We start from the raw sequence: 24520 nt of genomic DNA on the forward strand, positions 1-24520 counted from the left end.
AGCAATTGCCCATTGCTTCATTATAAAATTTCACACGGAAAAAGTGCAAACGGGGAATCGCGTATGTTTTTCGACTTGCATGTAAAAATAGAACAATGGCAAGATGAAAAATCCGTCCAAATTTCGTTTATTCCAACTGAAGCCTTAAACATAAATCCATTGAAATTATGTGTAGGCCATTGGAAGTTCGATCTTAAAAAACAAGATGCGGAACGGACCAATGAGAGTTGGTTTCAAATGAAAAACGACGGTAAAAGAAATTTAATCTTTTTAGAGCGAAAATGGCAAGGCTACTTTGCGGCGGATTCGGCCACGCTTTTTTTAGGTCCGGTGATTGCCATCTTAACGGAAATAAAAGGCTCAAAAGGAAACATACAATTTCCTTCTATTGAAGAGTTTTGCAAAGAAGTGGATCAAATATTCCGAAAAAAAGGCGGCTTTATGTATGTTGCCAACTTGAACGACTTTTATAAAGAAAAAGGCTATTATCAAGAAAAACATGAATGGAAAAAAGAAACCCTTCCGATTCCGGATGTCATCTACAACCGAATACACTCGCGAAAAAAAGAAACTTCTCGTGCGTTTCGAAACGTTAAGAGAGTAGTAAAGAATCACCACATTTGCTTTTTTAACGAATCATTTTTGGATAAGTGGAAAGTTTTTGAGCTTCTTCAAGAGAGTGACGATATCCGTCCTTATCTGCCAGAAACAAAACTTTTAACGAAAGATTCTCTTTTGCAAATGCTGGCAAATTCACCGGTTTATATAAAACCGATCGAAGGAAGCCAAGGTAAAGACATTATTTATGCTGAACAAAAAGATGGAAAAATGTTCATCCGATCAACCGGAGAAATGCTTGATATGGATGAAACCATGGAAATCCAACCTTTTCTAACAAAACTATTCCACTCGTTAGACCCCTCTTCGTTTCTCATTCAAAAAAAATTGACCTTCTTACGCCACAAGATTGCTTGCTGGATTTTCGATTGCTTTGCCATTGGCAAGGCGATCATGGCTGGAAAGTAACATCCATTGTCGCTCGAACCGGGAAAAACAAAGCAATTGTTTCCAATATTTCTCAAGGAGGGCATTTGGAAAAACCAAAAACCATCTTAAAGAAATTTTTCCCGACCGATTTTTTTCATATATATCAAACGATGATACAACTTGCTGTAAAGGTGGCGCAAGCTGTACATCAGCGTTCAGATGGAAACTTTTTCGAATTGGGAGTAGATATCGGAATCGATCAAAAGGGGAAAATTTGGCTCATTGAGGTGAATTCAAAACCGTCCAAAAAAGAAGCCATTCATACGAACACTTTTCGCCCGTCCGCGATGTCTATTTTTTACATTTCCGGAAAAAAGTGGAGAGAAAGAATGGAATTTGATGAACAGAACCGTGATGAATGAAATGACTGAAGCAAACTTTCGTTCGTTATACGAAAAATTCTTCATGAGGTGGTCTAATGAAAAAATTCTATCGTCTCGAAATCGTAGAAGATGAGAAAGAATTTATTTATCTCCCAAAAGATTTGCAAAAACCTCCGTCTGAAAAAATCAGAATTTGTTTTGGTACGAAAGTAGAAGAAAATTTGTCCAACATCCATATGAACAGACGGAATATCCTATCCATTAGTTCTGCTCTTGCAGAAAAACTGTTGGTCCCATCTCAAGCAAAATCGTGTCACTTATTTATATCCGGAGATACGTATATCATTGGTCCTTTAATCGGCATTTTTTCATCTGGATTCACCCCTTTCCCTCTTAGGCCAATAGGCAAGAGAACAGAGTTTTTTGCAAAACTGCTCTCCTTGCAAGACTCCTTGGGTGTGATTACGTATGTTTTCGGGGAACAGCAAATCGACTGGGACAGCGGGATCATTTTCGGCTATTACTTTTCGGAAAATAAATGGAAGATCAACCAATTTCCCTTTCCAAACGTCATCTATGACCGGCTGCCGAACCGTAGAAGCGAAAAAAATCCTTCTTACCGAAAAGCCAAGAAAAAACTGCAAACGGATTATTTAATTCCTTGGTATAACCCGGGGTTCTTCAATAAACACGAAATCTTTGAATATTTGAAACAAAATAAGGATGCCAAGCCATATCTGCCGGAAACAGAAGTTTTCACATCCATAGACCAATTAAAAGCCATGCTAAATCGTTGGAAAAATATTTATTTGAAGCCAATGAACGGCAGTTCAGGAAAAGGGATCTACCAATTTATACAGGATAAGGACCAAGTTTATTACTGCCGCTTTCATGACCAAAAAGGCAACCATTTGCTAAAAGTCAAGAATTTGCATGAATTTGTTTCTTCTCGTTTTTCGAAACGGACTTTCCCGCAAATGCTTTTACAGCAAGGAATTTCTCTTTTACGCCATGACAATAGACCGCTTGATTTTCGCGTCCACACCAATAAGGATTTGGACGGACAATGGAAAGTGACCGCAATGGCCGCCAAAGTAGCCGGAAAAGGAAGCGTGACAACCCATTTAAAAAACGGCGGAGAAGTAAAAAGCTTAGAAGAAATTTTTCCGGAACCAGCTTTATTGGAAACTTACCAGTCAAAATTAGAACAGGCCGCCCTAACGCTTTCTCAAGCGGTGGACACTCAAATAGACGGAATCGTAGCCGAAATCGGATTCGACTTTGGAATTGATCGAGAAGGACGAGTATGGTTTTTTGAAGTCAATTCCAAACCTGGAAGATCCATTTTTATTCATCCAGATTTAAAAAAATTCGAGCAATTAACTCGCAAAATGTCTTTACTGTTTAGTGTTTACTTGATGGAAAAATCCATTTTGGATGAAGAGGAGCTTTCCTATGAACATTTATTATGATGCCGATCATCAAAAATGGCACCACAATAATTCCGATCACACCTTTTTTATTTTTGGTTCCGACGAGTTGCATCCTCTTAAAAATGGCAATAAAACGGAAAAAGAGTTTACCGTTACTCCAAAAAAAGGAAAAATCGGGCCATTGGTTGGAATTTTAACCGGTTGTGCAGCGGACGGCACTTATTATGGAAACATCCCGCTTTTTAAAAACATACAAATGGCACTGCAGGCAAAAGGGGGGCTTTCTTTTATTTTTTGCCTCGATGGAATCAACGATAATTTTATCGACGGCTCCATTTATCACATAGAATCAGAAACTTGGGTCGATGCCAGGTTCCCCTTTCCCGATTTAGTCTACAATCGAATGCCGAGCAGAGCAAAAGAAAAAAGTCGCTCCTTTCAAAATTTCGTTCGCATTCTGGGAAATAAAGGCATTCCTTTTTTTAATCCTTCTTATCTTAATAAATGGGAAGTATACCAGGCCTTTAAGAAAGATAAATTTTTATCCGACTATTTACCAGAAACCCGTCCCTTTCAAAATTTGGACTCGTTTCAATCCTTTTTGTCAGAAAAAAAAACGGTTGTACGCAAAACATCGATCCCTTTCTCAAGGAAATGGAATTGATTTGTTAATACTTGGGGAAAACGGAGCCGTCACTTGCCAAAATGTACATCAAAAACGTCAATATCCTTCCATTGAATCGTGCTATGCTGACAGAAAAGAGGAATGGACAGGACAATATATTCTTCAAGAAGCGGTGGAAACAGAAAAAATAAATGGAAATAAATACGATTTTCGCGTTCTTGTCCACTATCAAAACAAAAACTACATCGTTACTGGTATCGGAGTCAGAGTATCAACCAAGCAGCAGATTACCACACATACGACAAACGGCGGAAAACGAATACCCTTTCAACATCTTGCCTCCCCGGCATTAGAAAAACAAATTTCAAATCTGGCCAACGCCTGCGGCCATCAACTTTCTAAAGAGTTTGATTTTTTCGGGGAATTTTCAATGGATATCGGCAAAAAAAAGACAGGAGAATTAGTATTATTTGAAGTCAATGCAAAACCGATGAGTTTTGACGAAATCGAAATTGAAAAGAAACGATTAGAACATATAACGCAATTATTTTTCGAAAAAACAAATTTTGAAGGCGCAAAAGGATGATTGAAGTTTTTTCCCACGATAAGAAAAAACGCATCTTCCATTTATTAAGGCACTTTATCTGTTGAAAAGTGCCTTATTTCTATTTTCTGCGTTCATATAGATCGCTGCAGCCAACAGCTGATTATGCGCGAAACATGAAGATCGAAGTACCGGAAAAAAATAGGTTTGTCTGGTCAAAAGAATATTCTTCCTTCTTCTTCGGAAAAATAAAAACTAAGGAGGAGATGAAAATGGGAATAAAAAAACAGGAAGCATCCTTTTTGCCGGATACCAACTTTGAAGGAAAAGATGAATTATTTTTGGATGTGGATCGCATGATTAATGAAGGGCTTTCCGGAGGATCAGTTCATTTGCATGGAAATAGGGCGAATATCGAAGAAGCCCATCCATTCGTAGAAGAAGAACCTCCGAACCAATAATTTTAACAAAGAAGATCCCGCCGCAATAGACGAGTCGTCGGCAACTCAATTGTAGGAGGGATCTTCGTTTCAGGAGTCGGCACGTTTTGATAAAGAAGCGGGTTTCTCCTTTTTTAAAAGGAAATAACTACCTTGCCGATCTTCGAATAATACAAAAAAACCGAAACATAATACTAGTACAGCCAGCCAATCATAACATTCATTCACAACATCTCGGGTTAGCCAAGCGGAAAGGAAAATTGATTCCTTTAGTCTGGTGCAATTCCAGCCTAACCCAAAAATACAATAAGGAGATGAACTTAAAATGGCAACAAATAGAAGCAATAGCAGCAACCAATTAGTAGTACCAGGCGCTCAACAAGCTATCGACCAAATGAAATACGAAATCGCTCAAGAATTTGGAGTCAATCTTGGAGCAGATACGACTTCCCGCGCTAACGGTTCTGTAGGGGGAGAAATTACAAAACGTTTGGTTTCTTTAGCTCAACAACAAATCAGCGGTTACCAAGGTCAACAACAATAACTGAATAGGATATGGCTGTGGAGAGGCATCTTTTCTGATGCCTCTCCTTCTTCCATTAACGATTAAAGTCAACTAAGTAACCTTTCACTAAATCATAGACCTTCTTTTAAAAAAAGAACATAACTAGCTTAAGGCTTTCGCCTACAAATGAATCATTCTGGATGGGTCCACCCATTCATCGAACTGTTCTTCTGTTACATATCCAGTTTTTAATGCGGCTTCTTTTAATGTAGTCCCCTCTTTAAACGCCAATTTTGCAATTTCGGCTGCTTTTTCATAACCGATATATGGGTTTAAGGCCGTGACCAACATTAAAGATTGATTCATTAATTTATCGATCACTTCTTGATTGGCTTCTATACCACGGACACATTTCTCTTCAAAAGAAACCATTCCGTCTGCCAATAATCGGATGGATTGGAGAACATTATATATAATAACCGGTTTAAAAACATTTAATTCAAAATTTCCCTGACTGGCGGCAAATCCAATTGTAGCATCATTGCCAAAAACTTGAGCCGCTATCATGGTAATTGCTTCGCATTGAGTAGGATTTACCTTTCCTGGCATAATCGAACTTCCCGGTTCATTAGCCGGAATCGTCAATTCTCCCAGTCCGCTTCTCGGCCCGCTTGCAAGCCAACGAATATCATTGGCGATCTTCATTAAATCCGCCGCCAACGCTTTCAATGCACCGTGGAAGTGAACGATTTCATCATGGCTTGTCAAAGCATGAAATTTATTATCAGAAGATCGGAACGGATATCCTGTCTGTTTCTCCAGTTCTTTTGCCACTTTGGGGCCAAATGTGGGGTCGGCGTTGATTCCTGTTCCAACGGCGGTTCCCCCAATAGCCAGATTTAGAATGTAGGCACAGGAATCTTTCAGCATTTGTTCCGTCCGCTCCAACATGGTCCGCCAACCTGAAATTTCTTGCCCTAACGTTAATGGTGTAGCATCCTGTAAGTGAGTTCTTCCGATTTTGATCAATTTCATGTATTGAACTTCTTTTTCTTTCAGTGTGGCCTTTAATTGCTGCAACGCAGGGACAAGCCGTTTTTGAAAGGCATTGTACACGGCAATATGCATGGCTGTAGGAAATGTGTCATTTGAACTTTGAGACATGTTGACATCGTCGTTTGGATGAATCGTTTCTTCATTATGCAACAGTTCATTCCCGCGATGAGAAATAACTTCATTGACATTCATGTTCGTCTGAGTGCCGCTTCCTGTTTGCCAAACAGACAACGGAAAATGTTCATCCCATTTTCCTTCTAAAATCTCATCGCATACTTGCACAATAGCTTCTTTTTTGGCAGCGCTTAATTTTCCTAACTCATGATTCACAACAGCCGCTGCTTTCTTTAAATGAGCATAAGCATAAATGAGATCAAGAGGCATTTTTTCTATACTAATTTTAAAGTTATTTCGACTTCTTTCTGTTTGCGCACCCCAATATTTGTCTTTCGGAACCTTCACTTCGCCAAGGGTGTCCTTTTCAATACGATACTCCATTTCCCATCCTCCTAACATGACCGTTCTTTTTAACTGTTAAACCATTTTTATCATAGTCTTATCATAAGAATTCTGTCAATTTTTTGGTTTTAAAAAATTTCATCAAATTCTGTTTTTGGCTCCCTTTATGCAATTGCAAATTTTCTATCAGATCTTTCAAGATACGCTATTCTTAAACACAGCTTCCAAAACCCGATCTTTCTTTTCCCTAGCCTTGTGTTCAAATGTCGAAAAAGATTATTCTACTACTTAAACGGATAATGCTTTTGCTGACCATAAATAAGAGGAATAACGCTGGTATTCCTCCCAAAGTGTACGCACGTATTTTCCTCGGATTCCCGGATAAAAACGATCTCCCATTTTTCGAACTGGAGCAATTTCAATAATGGAATTGGTTAAAAAGATTTCTTCTGCATGATCCAATTCTTCCGGGAAAAAATATCCCTCTTGCACCGGAATATGAAGTCGCTCAGCCAATTTCATAATGAATCGTCTCGTGACACCATCTAAAATTCCTGTTTGTAAACAAGGAGTAAAAATCGTTCCCTCTTTTACCCAAAAAAAATTGGATACAATGCCTTCCGCTAAATGCCCTTCTTTCGTCAAAAAAATGCCTTCTTGTTCTCCATTGCTTCCCATTTCCCATTTTGCGGCCACATTATTCAGAAAGTGGTGAGATTTTAATCGTTTTCCCGTTTCCGGCGTGTTTCTCGGCAATGTTAATAAGACTGCTTCTTTTTCTTTCATGGCATGGAGACGCTTGAAGGGCCGCTGGAAAACGAAAATAGTAGGTCGATGATATGGTTCGATTTGCATTCCCATCTCTCCGAGTCCCGCCGAAACATTCAAACGCACCGACGAATCCGGCAGCCCATTGCGTCGGCAAAGTTCCTGAATAATGTCCAACGCTTTTTTCCGCGTAATCGATGCACGAATACGCAATTCTTTTAATCCTTCATTAAGGCGTTCAAGATGGTCATCTAAAAGAAAAGGATGACCAGAATATGTAGGAATGGTCTCAAAAACGCCGAGACCATATAAATATCCATGATCAAACGGCGAGATCATCGCTTTTTCTTTTTCTATAAACTGACCATTGAGATAGACGATCATCTTGTCAGTCCCCCGTTCGCTTCCTGCTTTCGATAAGTATTGAAAAAATTGGACAGAAGCTGCTTACCGAATTCCGTTAAAATCGATTCTGGATGAAATTGGACACCTTCTATCGAATAGGATCGATGACGTATCGCCATAATCTCCCCTTCCTCCGTCCATGCCGAGATTTCAAAACAGTCCGGAAGAAAGTCTTTATCCACTATAAGCGAATGGTATCTAGTGGCTCGAAACGGATTAGGAACATCGTCAAAGATAGTGCGGCCGTCGTGAAAAATGGCAGATGTTTTTCCGTGCATTTGTTTTTCTGCCCGAATAATGTTTCCGCCAAAAGCCTGCGCTATCGCTTGATGTCCGAGACAAACTCCAAAAATGGGAATACGGCCTGCAAAATAGCGGATAGCCTCCAAACTTATCCCTGCTTCATTTGGCGTGCAGGGCCCAGGTGAAATCATTAAAAAATCAGGAGAAAGGTTTTCTATATCGCCAATCGAGAGACAATCGTTTCTTTTTACAATGATCTCTTCTCCTAACTCCCCTATGTATTGAACGAGATTATAAGTAAAGGAATCATAATTATCGATCATTAAAATCATGTGAGCGCCTCCTTTTTTTCTGCCATTTCTTTTGCCTTCCATAGTGCCGCCGCTTTTTTCAATGATTCTTTGTATTCATATTGAGGTCGGGAATCCAGAACAATACCTGCCCCAGCCTGCACATAGGCTTTTCCATTTTTGGCAATCATCGTCCGGATCACAATATTAAGATCCATATCGCCATTCAACCCGATCCAGCCGATCGATCCTGTATAAACTCCTCGGCGAACATTCTCCAATTCTTCTATGATTTCCATCGTCCGAACTTTCGGTGCACCTGTGATCGTCCCTCCCGGAAAAACGGCATCAATCACGTCAAAAGCATTTTTTTCTTCTGCCAATATCCCTTCGACTTCAGATACTAGATGTATGACATGGGAATATTTTTCGATCGTCATCAATTCATTGACCCGAACAGTGCCGTACTGACATACCCGTCCTAAATCGTTTCGTTCCAAGTCCACCAGCATGACATGTTCCGCTCGTTCCTTCACGTTTCCGAGCAATTCATTCGCCAAAATCTGATCTTCCTCCTCGTTCTTTCCTCGAGAACGGGTGCCGGCAATCGGACGCGTTTTTACCCTTTGTCCGGTCTTTTTCACCAACAACTCCGGAGATCCGCATACTATTTGAAAATCGTTGGAGTGTATATATCCCATATACGGAGAAGGATTGATGCTGCGTAATGTTTTGTACACTTCAAGAGCCGGGACATGCAGCATTTTCGCTTGGCGAACGGACAAATTGACTTGAAAGACATCCCCGCTGGCAATGTATTCTTGAATTTTTTCCACTGCATGAATAAATTCTTTTTCCGACAGCGACACTTCAAGATCTTTTCCCGAAATAGCAGGAACAGGTGATTCGATCTCTTCGCTTTCCTTCAGTTCGGATTGCCACATTTCCTTCCACGTATCCAAACCATAACGACTATCCTCAGATTCAGCTAATGTCATCACCCACAGACAATTCGTTTCATGATCAAAAACGACCCATTCTCGAAAAAAATAAAAATATATAAGCGGAAGGTCCAGATCATCTTGCGCTAAATGGGGCAATTTTTCAATAAGGCGAGCATAATCATAGCTTATAAAGCCTATTAATCCGCCTTGAAATTCAGGCAGTCCCGGAGCCGGATCCAGTTTATAAGGTCGCAGCCATTGTTCAATCATTCGAAGCGGTTGACCTTCCATCCATTTATCGCGGCCATTCATTGTCACCTGAATCCCATTTTGTTGCCCTTCAATCACGGCAAAAGGTTCAATTCCAGCGATGCTGTATCGGCCGGATCATCCACTTTCCAGCAAAGCATAATGCGACTTTGCCTTTACTAATCGGCAAAATTTCCGAAAAAACCGTTCCTTTGAATAAGGGATCGTGTCATAAAACAATTTCATTCGTTTGCAACCTTCTTTCTGTTTTGCATTCGGCCTCTTTCACATAAAAAGAACCCTTGTTCCATTTATTATACATGCAAATAGGATAACCATTGAAAAAAGGCTCATCATGATTTAAGAAAGAATCCTATTTTCTCATGGAATAAATCGAGTAGGAGGGGGTGATTAACCATAGCCATCAAGTTAAGAATTTGATCTTTTTTCAGCGCCAAAAACATGGTATCCTTTCTAACGAAAATCATCGTTGGAAAGGATTATTTTTTGATGGCAAAAAAGATGAAGGCATGGATAAAAACGATTCGTCAACTCTTCTCCTATGAAGAACTGACTCGTCTGGCACGGAAAGTCGGATTCATTCAGCGGCAGCGTTCATTAACAGCGGAAGCCTTTCTGACGCTATGTGCTTGGGGAGACGGATCGCTCGCCTGTCAGTCGCTTCAGCGGTTGTGTGCCGATTTGGCGCTCTGGCATGATTGCTCTCTCTCGAATGAAGGACTGAATCAGCGGTTTACGCCTCGTGCCGTGGCGTTTTTAAAAGAGGTCTTTTTTACTCTCCTGATGCATCAACGTCCGGCACTCTCTTCCATCACCGAAACGTATCGCGCTTGTTTCACCCGTCTGCGGATCTTAGACTCTACCAGTTTTTTACTTCCGACCGACTATGGTGAGGACTATCAAGGTTCGGTTTCATCTGGCGCCAAAATCCAATTTGAGTATGAGCTGTTATCGGGAACCTGTCTTCAGCTGTGCGTCCAACAGGCCAATGATTCCGATGCCCGTTTTGCTTATCATACCCAGCACACGATTTTACCGAATGACCTTTGCATTCGGGATCTGGGGTTTTTTTCACTCGCCACGCTGGCGGAGATTGATGCTCGAGGTGCTTATTATATTACCCGGTTGCGTTCCGATATCAAAGTCTATATCAAGCAGGACGGGGAGTGGCACGAATGGGATTGGGAATCGATAGGAAATCGATTGGGCGAGGGGGAAGCCGTGGAAGTGGAACACGTGTATATCGGACACCAACGCCTGTATGTTCCGCGTCTGATTTTTCGCCGTCTCACGGCGGAAGAATGGGAAAAACGGCTGGCGTACGTGCGGAAAAAGGAAAAAAAGAAAGGGAAGGCGCTGTCACGCCAAACCCTTGAACAAAAGAAATATCACATCTTACTGACCAATTTACCACAAGAATCGTTTGATGCGCAACAAGTTTATGAGCTGTATTCGCTGCGCTGGCAAGTGGAGCTGTTATTTAAGGGCTGGAAATCCTTATTTGATCTTGACCGTGTCAAAAAGATGAAGAAGGAACGATTCGAATGCCACTTATATGGGACATTGATTGCCATTTTAGTCACGCAGACTCTTCTGTTCCAAGCCCGAAGGTATTGGCATCAACGGGAGGGAATCGAGATCAGTGAATGGAAAGCGCTTAATATCCTCCAATCGTATTGGCATCGGTTTCTTTTGCATCCCCAAGCGATGGAAACCGCCCTTCCATCTCTCCTGTCTCTGTTAAGGAAACACGCGAGGAAAGACCGAAGGAAAGGAGAGGAAACGGTATCGGATCTTTTAAAGAAATTGGGGATATGGTAGTGTGGGTCATGGATATAAATGCCAAATAACCCTCTTCTTGAGGGTTATTTGGCATGCCCAGCATTTGGTTTTCTCTTCATCCTTTGATTGATTTTTCGAACATGCGTATCATCCTAAAAAATTTTATACCGCTAACTTGACGGGTATGGGGTGATTAACCCCCGTCCTCTCACACCACCGTACGTACGGTTCCGTATACGGCGGTTCAATCAAGATAAATGACGCAAGAATTCATAACGTTTCTGTAGACTTTTAAGCCCTTGGTTACTCCAATAGGAGTTTCCAAGGGTTCTGTGTAATATGGGACTTTTTGAGATTCGCCAATAACCTTTACGACTGTTCCCCCATTCATAAGCTTTCCATTCAGGAACTCCTAGTTTTATGAGGTTGCGTATCCTGGTCTTTGAGGTCTTCCAGTTTTTCCATAAACACATCCGGAGTCTTCGTCGAATCCAGCCATCCAAATCTTCAAAGATACTCTTTGTGTCTGCTAATGCAAAATATCCATACCATCCAAGTAGATATTGGTTAAGTTTCTTAATCCAATATTCCATTGGGTATGGTATTTTTCTTGACGTGATTTCTCGCACCTTTTTCTTCATTCGTTTTAGACTTTGCTTGGCAATCCGAACTTTTGGCTCTTTTGAAGGTGTAAAACTAAATCCTAGAAACTTTCGTTTCCATGGTCGGTCAACCGCAGATTTCTTCTCGTTGACTTTTAGACGAAGTTTTCCCTCAATAAATCGTTTGACACTAGCCATGGTTCTTTCACCAGCCCGTTTTGACTTCACGTAAATATTACAGTCATCGGCATAACGAACAAATTTATGCCCTCTTTTCTCTAATTCTTTGTCTAGTTCATCTAGTACAATATTCGAAAGTAAAGGGCTTAGGGGGCCACCTTGCGGCGTCCCTTCTTCTGTCCTAGATACCACACCATTAATCATGACACCAGCTTGTAGATATTTGCGGATTAGCTTCAATAGTGGCTTTTCTTTAATAGTCTTGGCTAATGTACTCATCAGCCTGTCATGATTCACTCGATCGAAGAACTTTTCTAAATCCATGTCTACTACCCATCTATAACCATCTCTGATATAGCCTTTTGCTTTCCTAACTGCGTCATGAGCACTTCGATTTGAACGAAACCCATAACTATGTTCGGAGAACATAGGGTCATATATCCTCGATAATACTTGGGCCATTGCTTGTTGAATCAAACGGTCTGTTACGGTTGGAATACCTAGTAACCGAACACCGCCATCAGGTTTCGGGATTTCGACTCTTCGAACAGGCATTGGTTCATAGGTACCCTTGAGAATTGCCTCTTTAATGGATATCCAGTTTTCGACTATGTGCTGACGTAGGTTTTGTACGGGCATCATATCTACTCCATGGCTACCTTTGTTCTTTTCTACTCTTTGTAAAGCTAAAAGCATATTCTCCCGTGACAGGATTTGATTCAAAAGCATTGTTATTCTTCCTTCCGTGAATAGCTTATCTTCTTATGCCAGTGGTCACTCCACCCTCCAAGAGGTCCCCCACGGGATTCACCGTTTCCTTCCTCAAGTGAGGTACTACGTTTTCTGTGTTCAACATGACACACTGAATGCAAAGGGCTATTCTCTCTTAATTGTTCAGTCCTTCCGAATTGTTCTAGACCAATTCGTACTATGACCTCTGCTGACTTCTGATGGCTCAGCTACTTATCACTAAGTAGGTTATGAAGGCTACTTCACGTATCCATCAGACCTCCCCGGGTAAGAGTGTAATCTTTCCTTCCATCCATCTGCTTCATTTACTCTGTATCACCTTCGGCAGAAAGGGCTTTGTTTTGTTGTGCAAACTCACCCAGTGATACCTAGCCTCATATGAAGTTCGTGTTCCTCAGATCGGAAGTTTGCCGCCCGCTTCCTTCAGATTCCGCGTCACCACGGACACCCTTGCGTTAAGCTAACTGCTACTTCTGCCTTCGCAGCTCGGGACTTTCACCCTATAGATTACACCCATGCCGGGCGCACATAAACGAAAAAGCTGCCGGGGCCAACCCCCGGCAGCTTTTTTTGTCATCACTTCGATGATGAAGATTAGGCCTATTTCGCCTGTACTGTTTTTTCCCTTCTCTCCTCATAAGCTCGAATTTCATCTTCTAAATTAAGAGTGACGGCAATTTCATCCCATCCGTTTAACAGCATTTCCTTCCAATAAGGATCCATCATAAACGTAGCCAAAAATCCTTTTCGATCCGTCACATGCTGGTTTTTCAAATCCACAAAGAGACGGTAGCCAGGTTCTGATGCTTTTTCCAACAGCAGAGACACCTCTTCTGCCGTTAATTTTATCGGCAATAGTCCGTTCTTCAAACAATTATTATAGAAAATATCAGCAAAGCTGGGGGCAATAATGATTTTAAAGCCATAATCCATTAAAGCCCACGGAGCGTGTTCACGGGAAGAACCGCAACCAAAGTTTTCTCCTGCCACTAAAATACTGGCGTCTTTATATTGAGGATCGTTTAAAATAAAATCTTCCCTCACATTGCCGTCGTCGTCAAAACGCCAATGATAAAATAAAAACTGGCCAAAGCCTTTACGCTCAATTCGCTTTAAAAACTGTTTCGGTATAATTTGGTCCGTATCGACATTCGTTCTATTCAGAGGACAAACAATCCCATTAAACTTATTGATTGGTTCCATATGGCTACATCTCCTATTGATAAATTCCAGTTAGTTTGCGAACATCCATAAATCTTCCCGCTATGGCTGCAGCCGCTGCCATAGGAGGGCTGACCAGATGGGTTCTAGAACCATTTCCTTGGCGCCCTTCAAAATTTCGGTTAGAAGTGGAAGCACAACGCTTTCCTGCTGGAACAATGTCCTCATTCATCGCCAAACACATGCTGCATCCGGATTCACGCCATTCAAATCCTGCTTCTGTAAAAATTCGATCTAACCCTTCTTCTTCAGCTGCTTTTTTGACAGACTGAGAACCAGGTACAACAATCGCTTTCACGCCATTATGGACTTTCCGCCCTTTGACAACCTCTGCTGCTGACCGCAAGTCGCTCAGCCTGGAATTAGTACAGGATCCGATAAAAACATAGTCAATCGGAATGTCTTCCATTCTCGTTCCCGGCTTTAACCCCATATATTCGATCGCTCTTGCCGCCGCTTCACGGTCTTGTGCTCTTTCGAATTTTTCAGGAAAAGGAACAATTCCACTTATTCCTGTACCCATCGAAGGATTTGTTCCCCACGTCACTTGTGGTTCAATTTCTGAAGCATCAATTTCGAGCGTTTTGTCGAAAACAGCTCCTTCATCCGTCGCCAATGTCTTCCAATATTCCACTAATTTTTCAAATTCCTCGCCTTTTGGAACATACTTTCTACCTTTTAAATAATTAAATGTCACTTCATCCGGACTAACGAGACCGGCACGGGCTCCTGCTTCAATGGACATATTGCAAACAGTCATCCGTTCTTCCATGGAAAGTTTGCGAATGGCTTCACCCGTATACTCGATAATATAGCCGGTTCCGGCATCAATTCCAAATTTGGATATGATGCCCAAAATCAAATCTTTGGCCGTCACGCCAAATCCCAGTTTCCCGTTCACTTTGATTTGCAGCGTCTTTGGTTTTGCTTGCCAAAGAGTTTGAGTCGCCAATACATGTTCGACCTCGCTTGTCCCGATTCCAAATGCGAGAGCGCCAAATGCTCCATGAGTAGAAGTATGGCTGTCACCGCATACGATGGTTTTCCCCGGCTGCGTCAACCCAAGCTCAGGACCGATCACATGGACTATTCCTTGATCCGGATGGTTGATATCCGCCAATTCAATGCCAAACTCCTTACAGTTTTCATATAATTTTTCCATCTGCGTTTTTGAAATAGGATCGTTTACAATATGTCTGTTCATCGTAGGAACGTTATGATCCATCGTAGCGTATGTCAGATCGGGCCGTCTCACTTTTCGATTTTTCATGCGGAGTCCTTCAAAAGCTTGAGGAGATGTGACTTCATGTACTAAGTGCAAATCAATATATAATAAGTCCGGTTTTCCTTCCTCACGATGCACCACATGCTGTTCCCATATTTTTTCAATAATTGTCTTCGGCTGCAATGGCTGTCCCTCCTCTATGAATTGGTATGGAAACTAGGTCAAATAAACGCTTCTTTCCACAGTCTCTATGTACATGGACAATTGCTATCGATTCATAATCTGTTAAGCCATGGTAGAAGCAATCGCACGATCTTCTTGAACTCGCTTCACAACCAGATCAATCATTTTTTCCGTTCCCACTACACGGCTTCCCGTATGGCGTAAATCAAACGTTCGATATCCATCCTTTAATACATCGTCCACCGCTTGTTCTATTGCTTCTGCTTCATGATTGAATCCAAAAGTATATTTCAGCATCATAGCAGTAGATAAAATCATCGCCAACGGATTGGCTTTATCCTGTCCTGCAATATCAGGTGCTGATCCATGAACCGGTTCATAAAGCCCGAATCCGTCTTCCCTTAGACTGGCCGACGGCAGCATGCCTAAAGAGCCGGTAATCATAGACGCTTCATCGCTTAAAATATCTCCAAACATATTTTCCGTGACCACTACATCGAAGTCTTTCGGGTTATGAATAAGCTTCATAGCGGCTGCATCAACATACATGTGTTCATATTCCACCTCCGAATAGCGGACAGCTGTTTCTTCCACTACTTCCCTCCACATTCGGCTTGATTCCAACACATTTGCTTTATCAACGGATGCAACTTTTTTCCTTCTTACTTTAGCGATTTGAAACGCTTTGTCTACAATTCTTTTTATTTCGTCTTTTGTATAAAGCAAAGTATCAACAGCCACTTCTTGATTTTCTCCCCGCCGCTCGCTCGGTTTTCCGAAATACAATCCGCCTGTCAGTTCCCGGACAATCATTAAATCGACATCCTCAACAATTTCCTTTTTCAGAGGAGAAGAAGAAAGAAGGCTTTGAAAGGCTTTTACCGGGCGTAAATTAGCAAATAGACCAAGTTCTTTCCGAATCTTTAACAGTCCTTTTTCCGGTCGCAGATGGCCGGGGAGGGAGTCCCATTTAGGACCTCCCACCGCTCCCAGCAATACGGCGTCACTTTGTTTACAGAGATCAATCGTTTTTTCCGAAAGAGGTGTTTGTTCTTGATCAATTGCAGCCCCTCCGATGTTGGCAAATTCCATTTCAAATTCATGTCCAAACCGACCGCCAACCGCTTTTAACACTTCGACTGCTCCTTTTGCCACTTCTCGGCCGATTCCATCACCCGGCAGAACCGCAATTTTCTTTTTCATTTCAACCCCTCCAGTAAATTAAATCGACACATTTGCTTTTTGGATCGCTTTTAAACTTTCAAGCGAAAGAATTCTATTGACGGCATTTAAGTATGCACGGGCTGAGGCTTCCAACACATCTTGTGCTGTTCCCCTTCCGCTTGTTTCCAGTCCATCGCAAGAAATTCGGACATAGACATCGGCAAGAGCATCGCGTCCCCCTCCAACCGAGTTGATCTTATAGTCTAATAGCTTTACTGACCGGCCGAAAATCCGTTCAATCGTGTTATAGATCGCTTCCACACTTCCCGATCCTGTAGAGGCTTCGCTCACTTGTGAACCGTCCGCCAGCGTGACAGCAATCGTCGCTGTTGGAATATTGTCAGTGCCGTATTGAACTTGTACGCGGTTCAATGTATATTTCATTTCCGTTTCCGTTTGTTTATCCGTAAGAATGGCGAATAAATCAGCATCTGTAATTTCTTTCTTTTTGTCCGCCAAATCTTTAAATACTGTAAAGGCTTCATTCAATTTTTCATCGGTCAATTCAAAGCCCAATTCAATGGCTTTATTTCTGAAAGCATGGCGGCCGGAATGTTTGCCCAGAACTAATCGGTTTGAATTCACGCCAATAAGTTCAGGAGTAATGATTTCATACGTTGTTTTTTCTTTTAATACCCCGTCTTGATGAATGCCTGATTCATGAGCAAAGGCATTATCACCCACTACCGCTTTATTGGCCGGCACGATCATTCCGGTCAATTTGCTGACAAGATCGCTCGTTCGCTTTATTTCATTTAAAACAAGACCCGTTTTCGCTTGATAATAGTCGCTCCGTATATGAAGAGCCACAGCTACTTCTTCAAGTGAAGCATTACCGGCTCGTTCCCCGATGCCGTTGATCGTTCCTTCGATTTGACTAGCTCCGTTTTCAATCGCGGCAAGCGAATTAGCCGTGGCCATTCCGAGATCGTCATGGCAATGAGCAGATAAAGTAATTTTGTCAATATTCCGTAAATTATTCCTTAAAAATTGGAACAATTCTCCATACTGCTGCGGCGTAATGTAGCCAACCGTATCTGGAATGTTAATGATCTCCGCCCCGGCTTGAATAACCTCATTGAGAATACGGACTAAAAACTCGCGGTCTGAGCGACAGGCATCCTCTGCCGAAAATTGAACTTTCGGGAATTTTTTCTTCGCATAGGAAACAGCCCGAACCGCTCTTTCCACTACTTCGTCTTGAGACATTTTCAGTTTATACTTCATATGAATGGGTGAAGTGGCAATAAAAATATGGATGCGAGGTTCTTCAGAATCCTTGAGGGCTTCCCAAGCAGCATCGATATCACTTTCTGTAGATCGAGCCAATCCGGTAACGGAACTGTCGCGGATCGTATCGGCAATCAATTTTACTGCTTCCAGGTCTCCTTTAGAAGCAGCCGGGAAGCCTGCCTCAATGCAGTCGACTCCCAGCTTTTCCAATTGTTTAGCGATTTCTATTTTTTCTAATGTGTTCAAATTCACTCCAGCTGATTGCTCGCCATCTCTTAATGTCGTATCAAAGATTTCAATTTTTCGCACCGGCTCCCACTTCCTTCTTTGATGGTTTTTTGACAAATGGCATCATTTCTCGAAGTTCTCTGCCCACTACTTCAATCAGATGATTGTTTTCCCGTTCGTTAATGGCATTGAATTCAGGACGGTTCAATTGATTTTCCAAAATCCATCCTTTCGCAAACTTCCCGGTTTGAATGTCGCTCAATACTTCTTTCATCCGTTTCTTCGTTTCTTCATTGATGACTCGTGGTCCGGAGACAAAATCCCCCCACTGTGCCGTATCCGAAATGGAGTACCTCATATTTTCCAATCCGCCTTCATACATTAAATCCACAATGAGCTTCAATTCATGCAAACACTCAAAATAAGCAATTTCCGGCTGATATCCAGCTTCTACAAGCGTTTCAAATCCAGCTTTCACTAATGAAGTCATTCCCCCGCATAATACTGCTTGTTCTCCAAAAAGGTCTGTTTCTGTTTCTTCTTTAAAGGAAGTTTCCAAAACCCCGGCACGAGCCGCACCAATTCCTTTTGCGTAGGCAAGCGCTAAATTTTTAGCATCCCCTGTTACGTCTTGGTGAACGCCGATCAAAGCCGGAACACCAGCGCCTTCTTCATATGTCCTTCTCACTAAATGTCCGGGCCCTTTTGGCGCAACCAAAAAGACATCTACATCTTTCGGCGGTACAATTTGACGAAAGTGAATATTGAATCCATGAGCAAATACAAGCGATTTTCCAGCAGACAGAGCCGGTTCAATTTCATTTTTGTATACTTCCGGCTGGCGCTCATCAGGAAGTAAAATCATAATAAGATCGGCTTCTTCACTTGCGGCTCTCACCGTTTTTACGTCAAAACCATCTTGTTCCGCTTGTTTCCATGATTTACCTGGACGAAGTCCGATCACCACTTGATAGCCGCTGTCTCGAAGATTTTGAGCGTGAGCATGGCCTTGGGAACCATATCCAATGACAGCAATTTTCTTTCCATTTAAAACTGATTCTTGAATGTCTCCGTTATAATATACTTTTACCATTTTTTTCATCCTCCTGTTTAATTTAAGATGGTATATTGCTTGAAATCAGTGACTGATTTTTGTGAACCTCTCGGCAATGCCGTGATCCCGGTCCTGGATATTTCTTTAATCCCATATGGGCGAAGCAAATCAATGATCGTTTCTACTTTTTCAAAATTTCCAGCAATTTGTACGGTAACACTGTCTTTTGCTACATCGACGATCGTTGCCCGGAAAGGTTCAATAATTCCTTTGATTTCTCCTCGTGTTTGAGGAGTGCTGATAACCTTGATTAATGCCAGTTCTCGAATGACGATCGCTTGATCAGTGATATCGGAAACTTTCAAAACATCAATCTGTTTATTCAGCTGTTTAGTCAATTGCTCCATTTTCCTGTCATCTTCTACATTCACGACAAAAGTCATTTTTGAAATTCCTTCCGCCTCTGTCGGTCCAACCGTAATACTCTCAATATTAAATTGTCTTCTTGTAAAAAGACCGGTGATTCGATTCAAAACTCCGCTTTGATTTAACACTGATACGGTCACAATTCGCCTCATGGTTTCACCCCAATCATTTCATGTAGTCCTTTTCCCGGTGCTATCATAGGAAATACTTTTTCCATCGGCTTGATTCGACAGTCGACTAATACCGGTTGGCGATCATTGAATGTCTCGCGAATGACTTCTTCCGCTTCTTTTTCGGTTGAAACCTTAAATCCGCGAATGCCATATGAATCAGCAAGCTTCACATAGTCAGGCTGCACAGGAGTTAAGGATTGGGAATAACGTTCTTCATAAAAGGCTTCTTGCCATTGCCGAACCATTCCTAACGCCTGATTGTTAAAAATGAAAATTTTTATAGGCAAATCGAATTCTTTTATGACCGCTAATTCTTGAAGCGTCATTTGAAATCCGGCATCTCCAACGATCGCCACCACCGTTTCTTCCTCTTCAGCAAACTGCGCTCCAATGGCTGCCGGAAGACCAAATCCCATCGTTCCCAGTCCTCCAGACGTGATCCAACGGTTCGGACGGACAAATCCATAATGCTGGGCAACCCACATTTGATGCTGGCCCACATCTGTTGAAACAATCGCTTCACCTTTCGAAAACTTATGGATCATTTTCACTAAACGCTGTGGTGAAATTCCCTCCTCAGCGTCTGAAAGCCAAAGCGGAAAATCACGTTTGTATTTTTCCAAGTGAAGAAGCCATTCATTGATTTCCGGAATTTCCTTATCCTCTTTCAACAATTGGCTCAAGGCTTCTTTTACATCGCCTACTATCGGGATATGCGTTTCGACATTTTTTCCGATTTCTGCTGGATCAATATCAATGTGCGTCACTTTCGCTTTTGGAGCAAAATGCTTTAAATTTCCCGTTAAGCGGTCATCAAATCTTGCGCCAAAATTAATGAGCAAGTCACATTCATACATGGCCATATTGGCCGTATAGGTTCCGTGCATCCCTCCCATTCCAAGAAACAAAGGATGATCGGCCGGAAATGATCCTAAACCAAGCAGTGTATTGACAACCGGTATATTGGTTTCCTCAGCAAATGCCAACAGTTCATCGGAAGCTTGAGCATGAAGCACACCAGCCCCTGCCAAAATCACTGGTTTTTGCGACGTTGCAATCGCTTCCGTCAATTTTCTGATTTGCAAAATATTCGGAACGATTGTAGGCTGATATCCCGGCAACTCCACTGTATGATCAAAAGAAGGACGTGTTTCATTGTTGGCGATATCTTTTGGAATATCGATCAATACAGGCCCCGGTCGGCCAGTGGTCGCAATATGGAAGGCTTCTTTTACGATTTTCGGCAAGTCATTCAAGTTACGAACTTGATAATTGTGCTTAGTAATTGGCATCGTGATGCCGATAATATCTGCTTCTTGAAAGGCATCTGAGCCGATTACATTTGTGGCGACTTGACCTGTAAAAATAACAAGCGGCAACGAATCCATCATGGCATCTGTAATTCCCGTAATTAAATTGGTTGCACCAGGTCCCGATGTAGCGATGACAACTCCTGGTTTACCTGATACTCTCGCGTATCCTTCAGCGGCATGAATGGCTCCCTGCTCATGTTTTGCCAGTATATGGCGAATCGGATTTTTATATAACGCATCATATATTGGCAATACAGCTCCACCAGGATATCCAAAAATGATTTCCACGTTTTCTCTTTTTAATGATTCAATCAGAATTTCTGCACCTGTCATTGTCCCCGTTACAGATTCCGTTTCCGCTTTTGCATTAGCCCTCATTGATTCTCCCTCCAACTGGTTGGTTTCATCCTTTAGACTTTTTGACTCAAAAAGAAAAGCCTTTTCACTCCTTGCGCCTACTAATCCTATAGCGCAGGGGTGAAAAGGCTGTATTCTTTCCACGGTACCACCCTGATTCATGACATTCTCACGAATGCCACCTCATGAACAATGACTGACACATTGTTCTTTTTGATAACGAGTATATAATACTCGGCCAATCCTAATAGTTTCCGTTCAGATCGGCACTCAGAGGGGATGTCGCTGCAGGTAGTATTACCGGCTCTCAGCAACAACCGGCTCTCTGTGAATACGGAATTCCTGCAACTTTTACCTCGTCATCGATTTGCATCGATTAAATTTTCATGATCCCGCCTGTGCTGGCGGAAGTGACAAGTTTGGAATATCTCGCCAAATAACCTTTTTTAATTTTCGGTTCAGGCTGAACCCAACGTCTCTTTCGTTCTGTCATTTCTTCTTCTGTCAGCAACACATTGATCGTTCGATTTTCCAGATCGATCAAGATTTGATCTCCATTTTCAATGAAAGCAATCGGACCGCCTTCAGCAGCTTCAGGGGATATATGACCTATAGAAATGCCACGGGAAGCACCTGAAAATCTTCCATCTGTTATGAGAGCCACTTTTTTATCGAGCCCTCTTCCGGCAATCTCTGAAGTAGGAGCAAGCATTTCCGGCATCCCCGGTCCGCCTTTAGGTCCTTCATATCGAATGACAACAACGTGCCCTTCTCGGACCAATCCACTGTGAATTCCTTTCAACGCTTCATCCTGCGAATCGAACACGATCGCTTCTCCAAGGAAAGTCTTGATGGAAGGATCTACAGCCCCTACCTTAATGACGGCTCCATCCGGAGCAATATTTCCATACAAGATGGAAAGTCCGCCGACAGCACTGTATGGATTTTCCTTTCTTCTGATGACTTGATCATCCAATATTTCGGCATCTTTTACATTTTCATACAAAGTTTTTCCGGTAATCGTGATTCTATCTTTATGGATTACTCCATCCATTTCACACAATTCTTTAATGATTGCGCTAATGCCCCCTGCCCTGTGAACATCCTGCATCGAATAGTCCGAGGCAGGACTGATTTTGGCTAAATAAGGAACTTTCTTGGCAATCTCGTTGATTCGCTTTAAATCGTACTCAATTTCGGCCTCATTTGCGATGGCCAACGTATGAAGAACCGTATTAGTGGAACCGCCCATTGCCATATCAAGGGCAAAAGCATCATCAATAGCTTCAGGTGTAATAATGTCTCGCGGTCGGATGTCTTTTTCGATCAACTCCATTAAATATTGGACGGCTTCCTTAATAAGCCTGCGCCGCTCCGAAGAAGTGGCGACAATCGTTGCATTGCCCGGAGGCGTCATGCCAAGCACTTCCATCAATGAATTCATTGAGTTAGCAGTAAACATCCCCGAACAAGAACCACAAGACGGACAAGCATTTCTTTCAATTTCCTCAAATTCTTCTTCCGAAATTCTTCCGGATAATCGTGCTCCGACTCCTTCAAACACCGAGGAAAGCGACAGCGGTTTTCCTGCTCTTGTTCTGCCCGCTTCCATCGGCCCTCCGGATACGAAAACGGAAGGAACATTGGTCCGAACCGCCGCCATTAGCATACCGGGCGTTATTTTATCGCAATTGGGAATAAAGAATACTCCATCAAACCAGTGGGCATTGATGACAGTCTCTGCCGAATCGGCGATCAATTCCCTGCTGGGCAAGGAGTACCGCATTCCGATATGCCCCATGGCGATTCCATCGTCTACCCCGATCGTATTAAATTCAAACGGGACACCGCCAGCCTCTCTTATGGCATCTTTGACCACTTCTGCAAATTCTTTTAAATGGACATGTCCCGGAATAATATCGATATACGAATTGCACACACCGATAAACGGTTTGTTTAAATCTTCTGTTTTGACCCCTGCCGCGTATAAAAGGCTGCGATGAGGGGCTCGGTCAATCCCTTTTTTTATCATGTCACTGCGCATCCATATCTCCTCCGAAGCCTCAACCAGCATGAACGCTTGTTTCTGAATACACTTTTACTCCGTCCGTTGTCACATATTCACGGAATGCATCCAACAATTTCTTCGTATATTCACCAGGTTTTCCGTCCCCAATCACTCTTCCGTCCACTTTCACTACCGAAATGATTTCCGCTGCCGTACCTGTTAAAAAGACTTCATCCGCCGAATACACGTCGTGACGCGTCATCGTTTCTTCCCTGACATCAAATCCCAATTTTCTTCCAATTTCAATAATTGTATTTCTTGTAATTCCTTCCAGTGCACCGACGTAAGCAGGAGGTGTTTTTACGACTCCGTTCTTTACGATAAAAATATTATCTCCCGAACCTTCCGCCACATAACCTTGATCGTTTAACATCAACGCTTCACTGGCGTTAGCCAACTGTGCTTCAATTTTAACAAGAATATTATTTAGATAGTTTAAAGATTTCACTTGTGGTGGAAGCACATCCGAACGATTTCGTCGACTTGCTACCGTCACAATTTCAATTCCAGTTTCATATAATTCTTTAGGATAAAGAGCAAGAGGCTCAGCTATGACAATAATTTGAGGTCCTTTACAGTTGTTCGGATCCAGACCCAAGTCACCGACCCCTCTCGAAACGCCCACCCGAATATACGCATCTTCCAACTCATTCTTTTTTAGCGTATCCACAATGATTTGAGTCATTTCTTCCTTTGTTTTAGGGATATTCAACATAATGGATTTGGCGGAGTCGTAAAGCCGATCAATATGTTCTTTTAATCGAAATACCACTCCCTTATACATCCGGATGCCTTCAAATACGCCATCTCCGTACAAAAAGCCGTGGTCGTACACTGAAATGACCGCATCTTCTTTTTTTACCAATTTGCCGTTTAAATAGATCCATTGCTCACTCACTTTTGTTCACTCCTTGATAGTTAAAAAATAGAAATTAAATGGCGGAAAAATTTTTGAATAATTTTATTGGTCTGCCGTATCAGAATATTGTTTAATTGAGGTAAATAATACAGCTGTTTTTCGTTCTGGTCAATACCTTTATGGTTAATTTTTTGACTTTTTTGAATCATACATTTATTTTGTTACCGCTTACAAATGCGCTATTCTCTTGTTTTCACTCGTTTTTAAATTTTTTCTATCATCCCTCTCTC

The 24520-nt window shown here is 42.0% G+C and carries 19 protein-coding genes and 2 pseudogenes; 7 read left to right on the top strand and 14 right to left on the bottom strand.

Annotated elements, in window-relative coordinates; translation table 11 throughout:
- Positions 1 to 441: 441 nt before the first annotated feature.
- The 6 genes and pseudogenes from N1I86_RS04525 (at position 442) to N1I86_RS04550 (ending at position 4956) form a co-directional block, all read left to right on the top strand.
- Positions 442 to 1409, top strand: a pseudogene (locus tag N1I86_RS04525) (YheC/YheD family endospore coat-associated protein).
- A gap of 56 nt (positions 1410 to 1465) precedes the next feature.
- Entirely contained in the window at positions 1466 to 2842 is a 1377-nt protein-coding gene (locus N1I86_RS04530) for a YheC/YheD family endospore coat-associated protein (protein WP_341095159.1), read from the top strand.
- Positions 2826 to 3467, top strand: a complete 642-nt coding sequence (locus N1I86_RS04535) for a YheC/YheD family protein (protein WP_341095161.1) — start codon at positions 2826 to 2828, stop codon at positions 3465 to 3467. The genes N1I86_RS04530 and N1I86_RS04535 overlap by 17 nt, the downstream gene beginning before the upstream one ends.
- Positions 3424 to 4014 (top strand): YheC/YheD family protein, encoded by a 591-nt coding sequence (locus tag N1I86_RS04540; protein WP_341095163.1) that lies wholly within the window; start codon positions 3424 to 3426, stop codon positions 4012 to 4014. The genes N1I86_RS04535 and N1I86_RS04540 overlap by 44 nt, the downstream gene beginning before the upstream one ends.
- 230 nt (positions 4015 to 4244) lie before the next feature.
- Positions 4245 to 4433 carry a hypothetical protein gene (locus N1I86_RS04545; RefSeq protein WP_003353182.1) on the top strand — a complete coding sequence of 63 codons (189 nt, stop codon included), beginning with the start codon at positions 4245 to 4247 and terminating at the stop codon, positions 4431 to 4433.
- A gap of 304 nt (positions 4434 to 4737) precedes the next feature.
- Entirely contained in the window at positions 4738 to 4956 is a 219-nt protein-coding gene (locus N1I86_RS04550) for an alpha/beta-type small acid-soluble spore protein (protein ID WP_003353184.1), read from the top strand.
- A gap of 141 nt (positions 4957 to 5097) precedes the next feature.
- On the opposite strand, the gene fumC is transcribed toward N1I86_RS04550, so the two are convergent.
- The 4 genes and pseudogenes from fumC to N1I86_RS04570 all read right to left on the bottom strand — a co-directional run bounded on the left by fumC (position 5098) and on the right by N1I86_RS04570 (position 9577).
- On the bottom strand, positions 5098 to 6471 hold the full coding sequence (fumC, locus tag N1I86_RS04555) for a class II fumarate hydratase (protein WP_341095167.1): 1374 nt from the start codon (positions 6469 to 6471) through the stop codon (positions 5098 to 5100).
- 249 nt (positions 6472 to 6720) lie between these two features.
- On the bottom strand, positions 6721 to 7584 hold the full coding sequence (pabC, locus tag N1I86_RS04560; RefSeq protein ID WP_341095169.1) for an aminodeoxychorismate lyase: 864 nt from the start codon (positions 7582 to 7584) through the stop codon (positions 6721 to 6723).
- A complete protein-coding gene (gene pabA, locus N1I86_RS04565) occupies positions 7581 to 8180 on the bottom strand; it encodes an aminodeoxychorismate/anthranilate synthase component II (RefSeq protein ID WP_003353188.1) in 600 nt (199 codons plus the stop codon). Before pabA ends, pabC begins: the two co-directional genes overlap by 4 nt.
- Positions 8177 to 9577 (bottom strand): annotated as a pseudogene (locus N1I86_RS04570) (anthranilate synthase component I family protein). Before N1I86_RS04570 ends, pabA begins: the two are co-directional and overlap by 4 nt.
- Before the next feature lie 264 nt (positions 9578 to 9841).
- Between N1I86_RS04570 and N1I86_RS04575 the strand changes: the two are divergent.
- Positions 9842 to 11173 carry an IS4 family transposase gene (locus tag N1I86_RS04575; protein ID WP_003354357.1) on the top strand — a complete coding sequence of 444 codons (1332 nt, stop codon included), beginning with the start codon at positions 9842 to 9844 and terminating at the stop codon, positions 11171 to 11173.
- 209 nt (positions 11174 to 11382) lie between these two features.
- On the opposite strand, the gene ltrA is transcribed toward N1I86_RS04575, so the two are convergent.
- The 10 genes from ltrA to ilvE all read right to left on the bottom strand — a co-directional run bounded on the left by ltrA (position 11383) and on the right by ilvE (position 24269).
- On the bottom strand, positions 11383 to 12645 hold the full coding sequence (ltrA, locus tag N1I86_RS04580; protein ID WP_341095173.1) for a group II intron reverse transcriptase/maturase: 1263 nt from the start codon (positions 12643 to 12645) through the stop codon (positions 11383 to 11385).
- 621 nt (positions 12646 to 13266) lie between these two features.
- Complete coding sequence (gene leuD / locus N1I86_RS04585) at positions 13267 to 13869, bottom strand: 3-isopropylmalate dehydratase small subunit (protein ID WP_341095175.1); 603 nt, start codon at positions 13867 to 13869, stop codon at positions 13267 to 13269.
- A gap of 13 nt (positions 13870 to 13882) precedes the next feature.
- A complete protein-coding gene (leuC, locus tag N1I86_RS04590) occupies positions 13883 to 15295 on the bottom strand; it encodes a 3-isopropylmalate dehydratase large subunit (protein WP_003353194.1) in 1413 nt (470 codons plus the stop codon).
- A 102-nt stretch (positions 15296 to 15397) separates the two neighbouring features.
- The gene (gene leuB, locus N1I86_RS04595) at positions 15398 to 16498 is read right to left on the bottom strand and encodes a 3-isopropylmalate dehydrogenase (RefSeq protein ID WP_003353195.1); all 1101 of its coding nucleotides are present in this window, start codon (positions 16496 to 16498) and stop codon (positions 15398 to 15400) included.
- Positions 16499 to 16516: 18 nt separating this feature from the next.
- On the bottom strand, positions 16517 to 18061 hold the full coding sequence (locus N1I86_RS04600) for a 2-isopropylmalate synthase (RefSeq protein WP_003353196.1): 1545 nt from the start codon (positions 18059 to 18061) through the stop codon (positions 16517 to 16519).
- The gene (gene ilvC / locus N1I86_RS04605; protein WP_003353197.1) at positions 18048 to 19073 is read right to left on the bottom strand and encodes a ketol-acid reductoisomerase; all 1026 of its coding nucleotides are present in this window, start codon (positions 19071 to 19073) and stop codon (positions 18048 to 18050) included. Before ilvC ends, N1I86_RS04600 begins: the two co-directional genes overlap by 14 nt.
- A 17-nt stretch (positions 19074 to 19090) precedes the next feature.
- Positions 19091 to 19612 carry an acetolactate synthase small subunit gene (gene ilvN / locus N1I86_RS04610; protein ID WP_040340999.1) on the bottom strand — a complete coding sequence of 174 codons (522 nt, stop codon included), beginning with the start codon at positions 19610 to 19612 and terminating at the stop codon, positions 19091 to 19093.
- On the bottom strand, positions 19609 to 21324 hold the full coding sequence (gene ilvB, locus N1I86_RS04615) for an acetolactate synthase large subunit (RefSeq protein ID WP_341095176.1): 1716 nt from the start codon (positions 21322 to 21324) through the stop codon (positions 19609 to 19611). Before ilvB ends, ilvN begins: the two co-directional genes overlap by 4 nt.
- A 355-nt stretch (positions 21325 to 21679) precedes the next feature.
- Positions 21680 to 23347 (bottom strand): dihydroxy-acid dehydratase, encoded by a 1668-nt coding sequence (ilvD, locus tag N1I86_RS04620; RefSeq protein ID WP_003353202.1) that lies wholly within the window; start codon positions 23345 to 23347, stop codon positions 21680 to 21682.
- Between the two features lie 19 nt (positions 23348 to 23366).
- Complete coding sequence (gene ilvE / locus N1I86_RS04625; RefSeq protein ID WP_341095178.1) at positions 23367 to 24269, bottom strand: branched-chain-amino-acid transaminase; 903 nt, start codon at positions 24267 to 24269, stop codon at positions 23367 to 23369.
- Between the last annotated feature and the right edge of the window lie 251 nt (positions 24270 to 24520).

Source organism: Bacillus sp. FSL W8-0116, assembly GCF_038003825.1.
Taxonomy (GTDB): domain Bacteria; phylum Bacillota; class Bacilli; order Bacillales; family DSM-4216; genus Bacillus_O; species Bacillus_O smithii.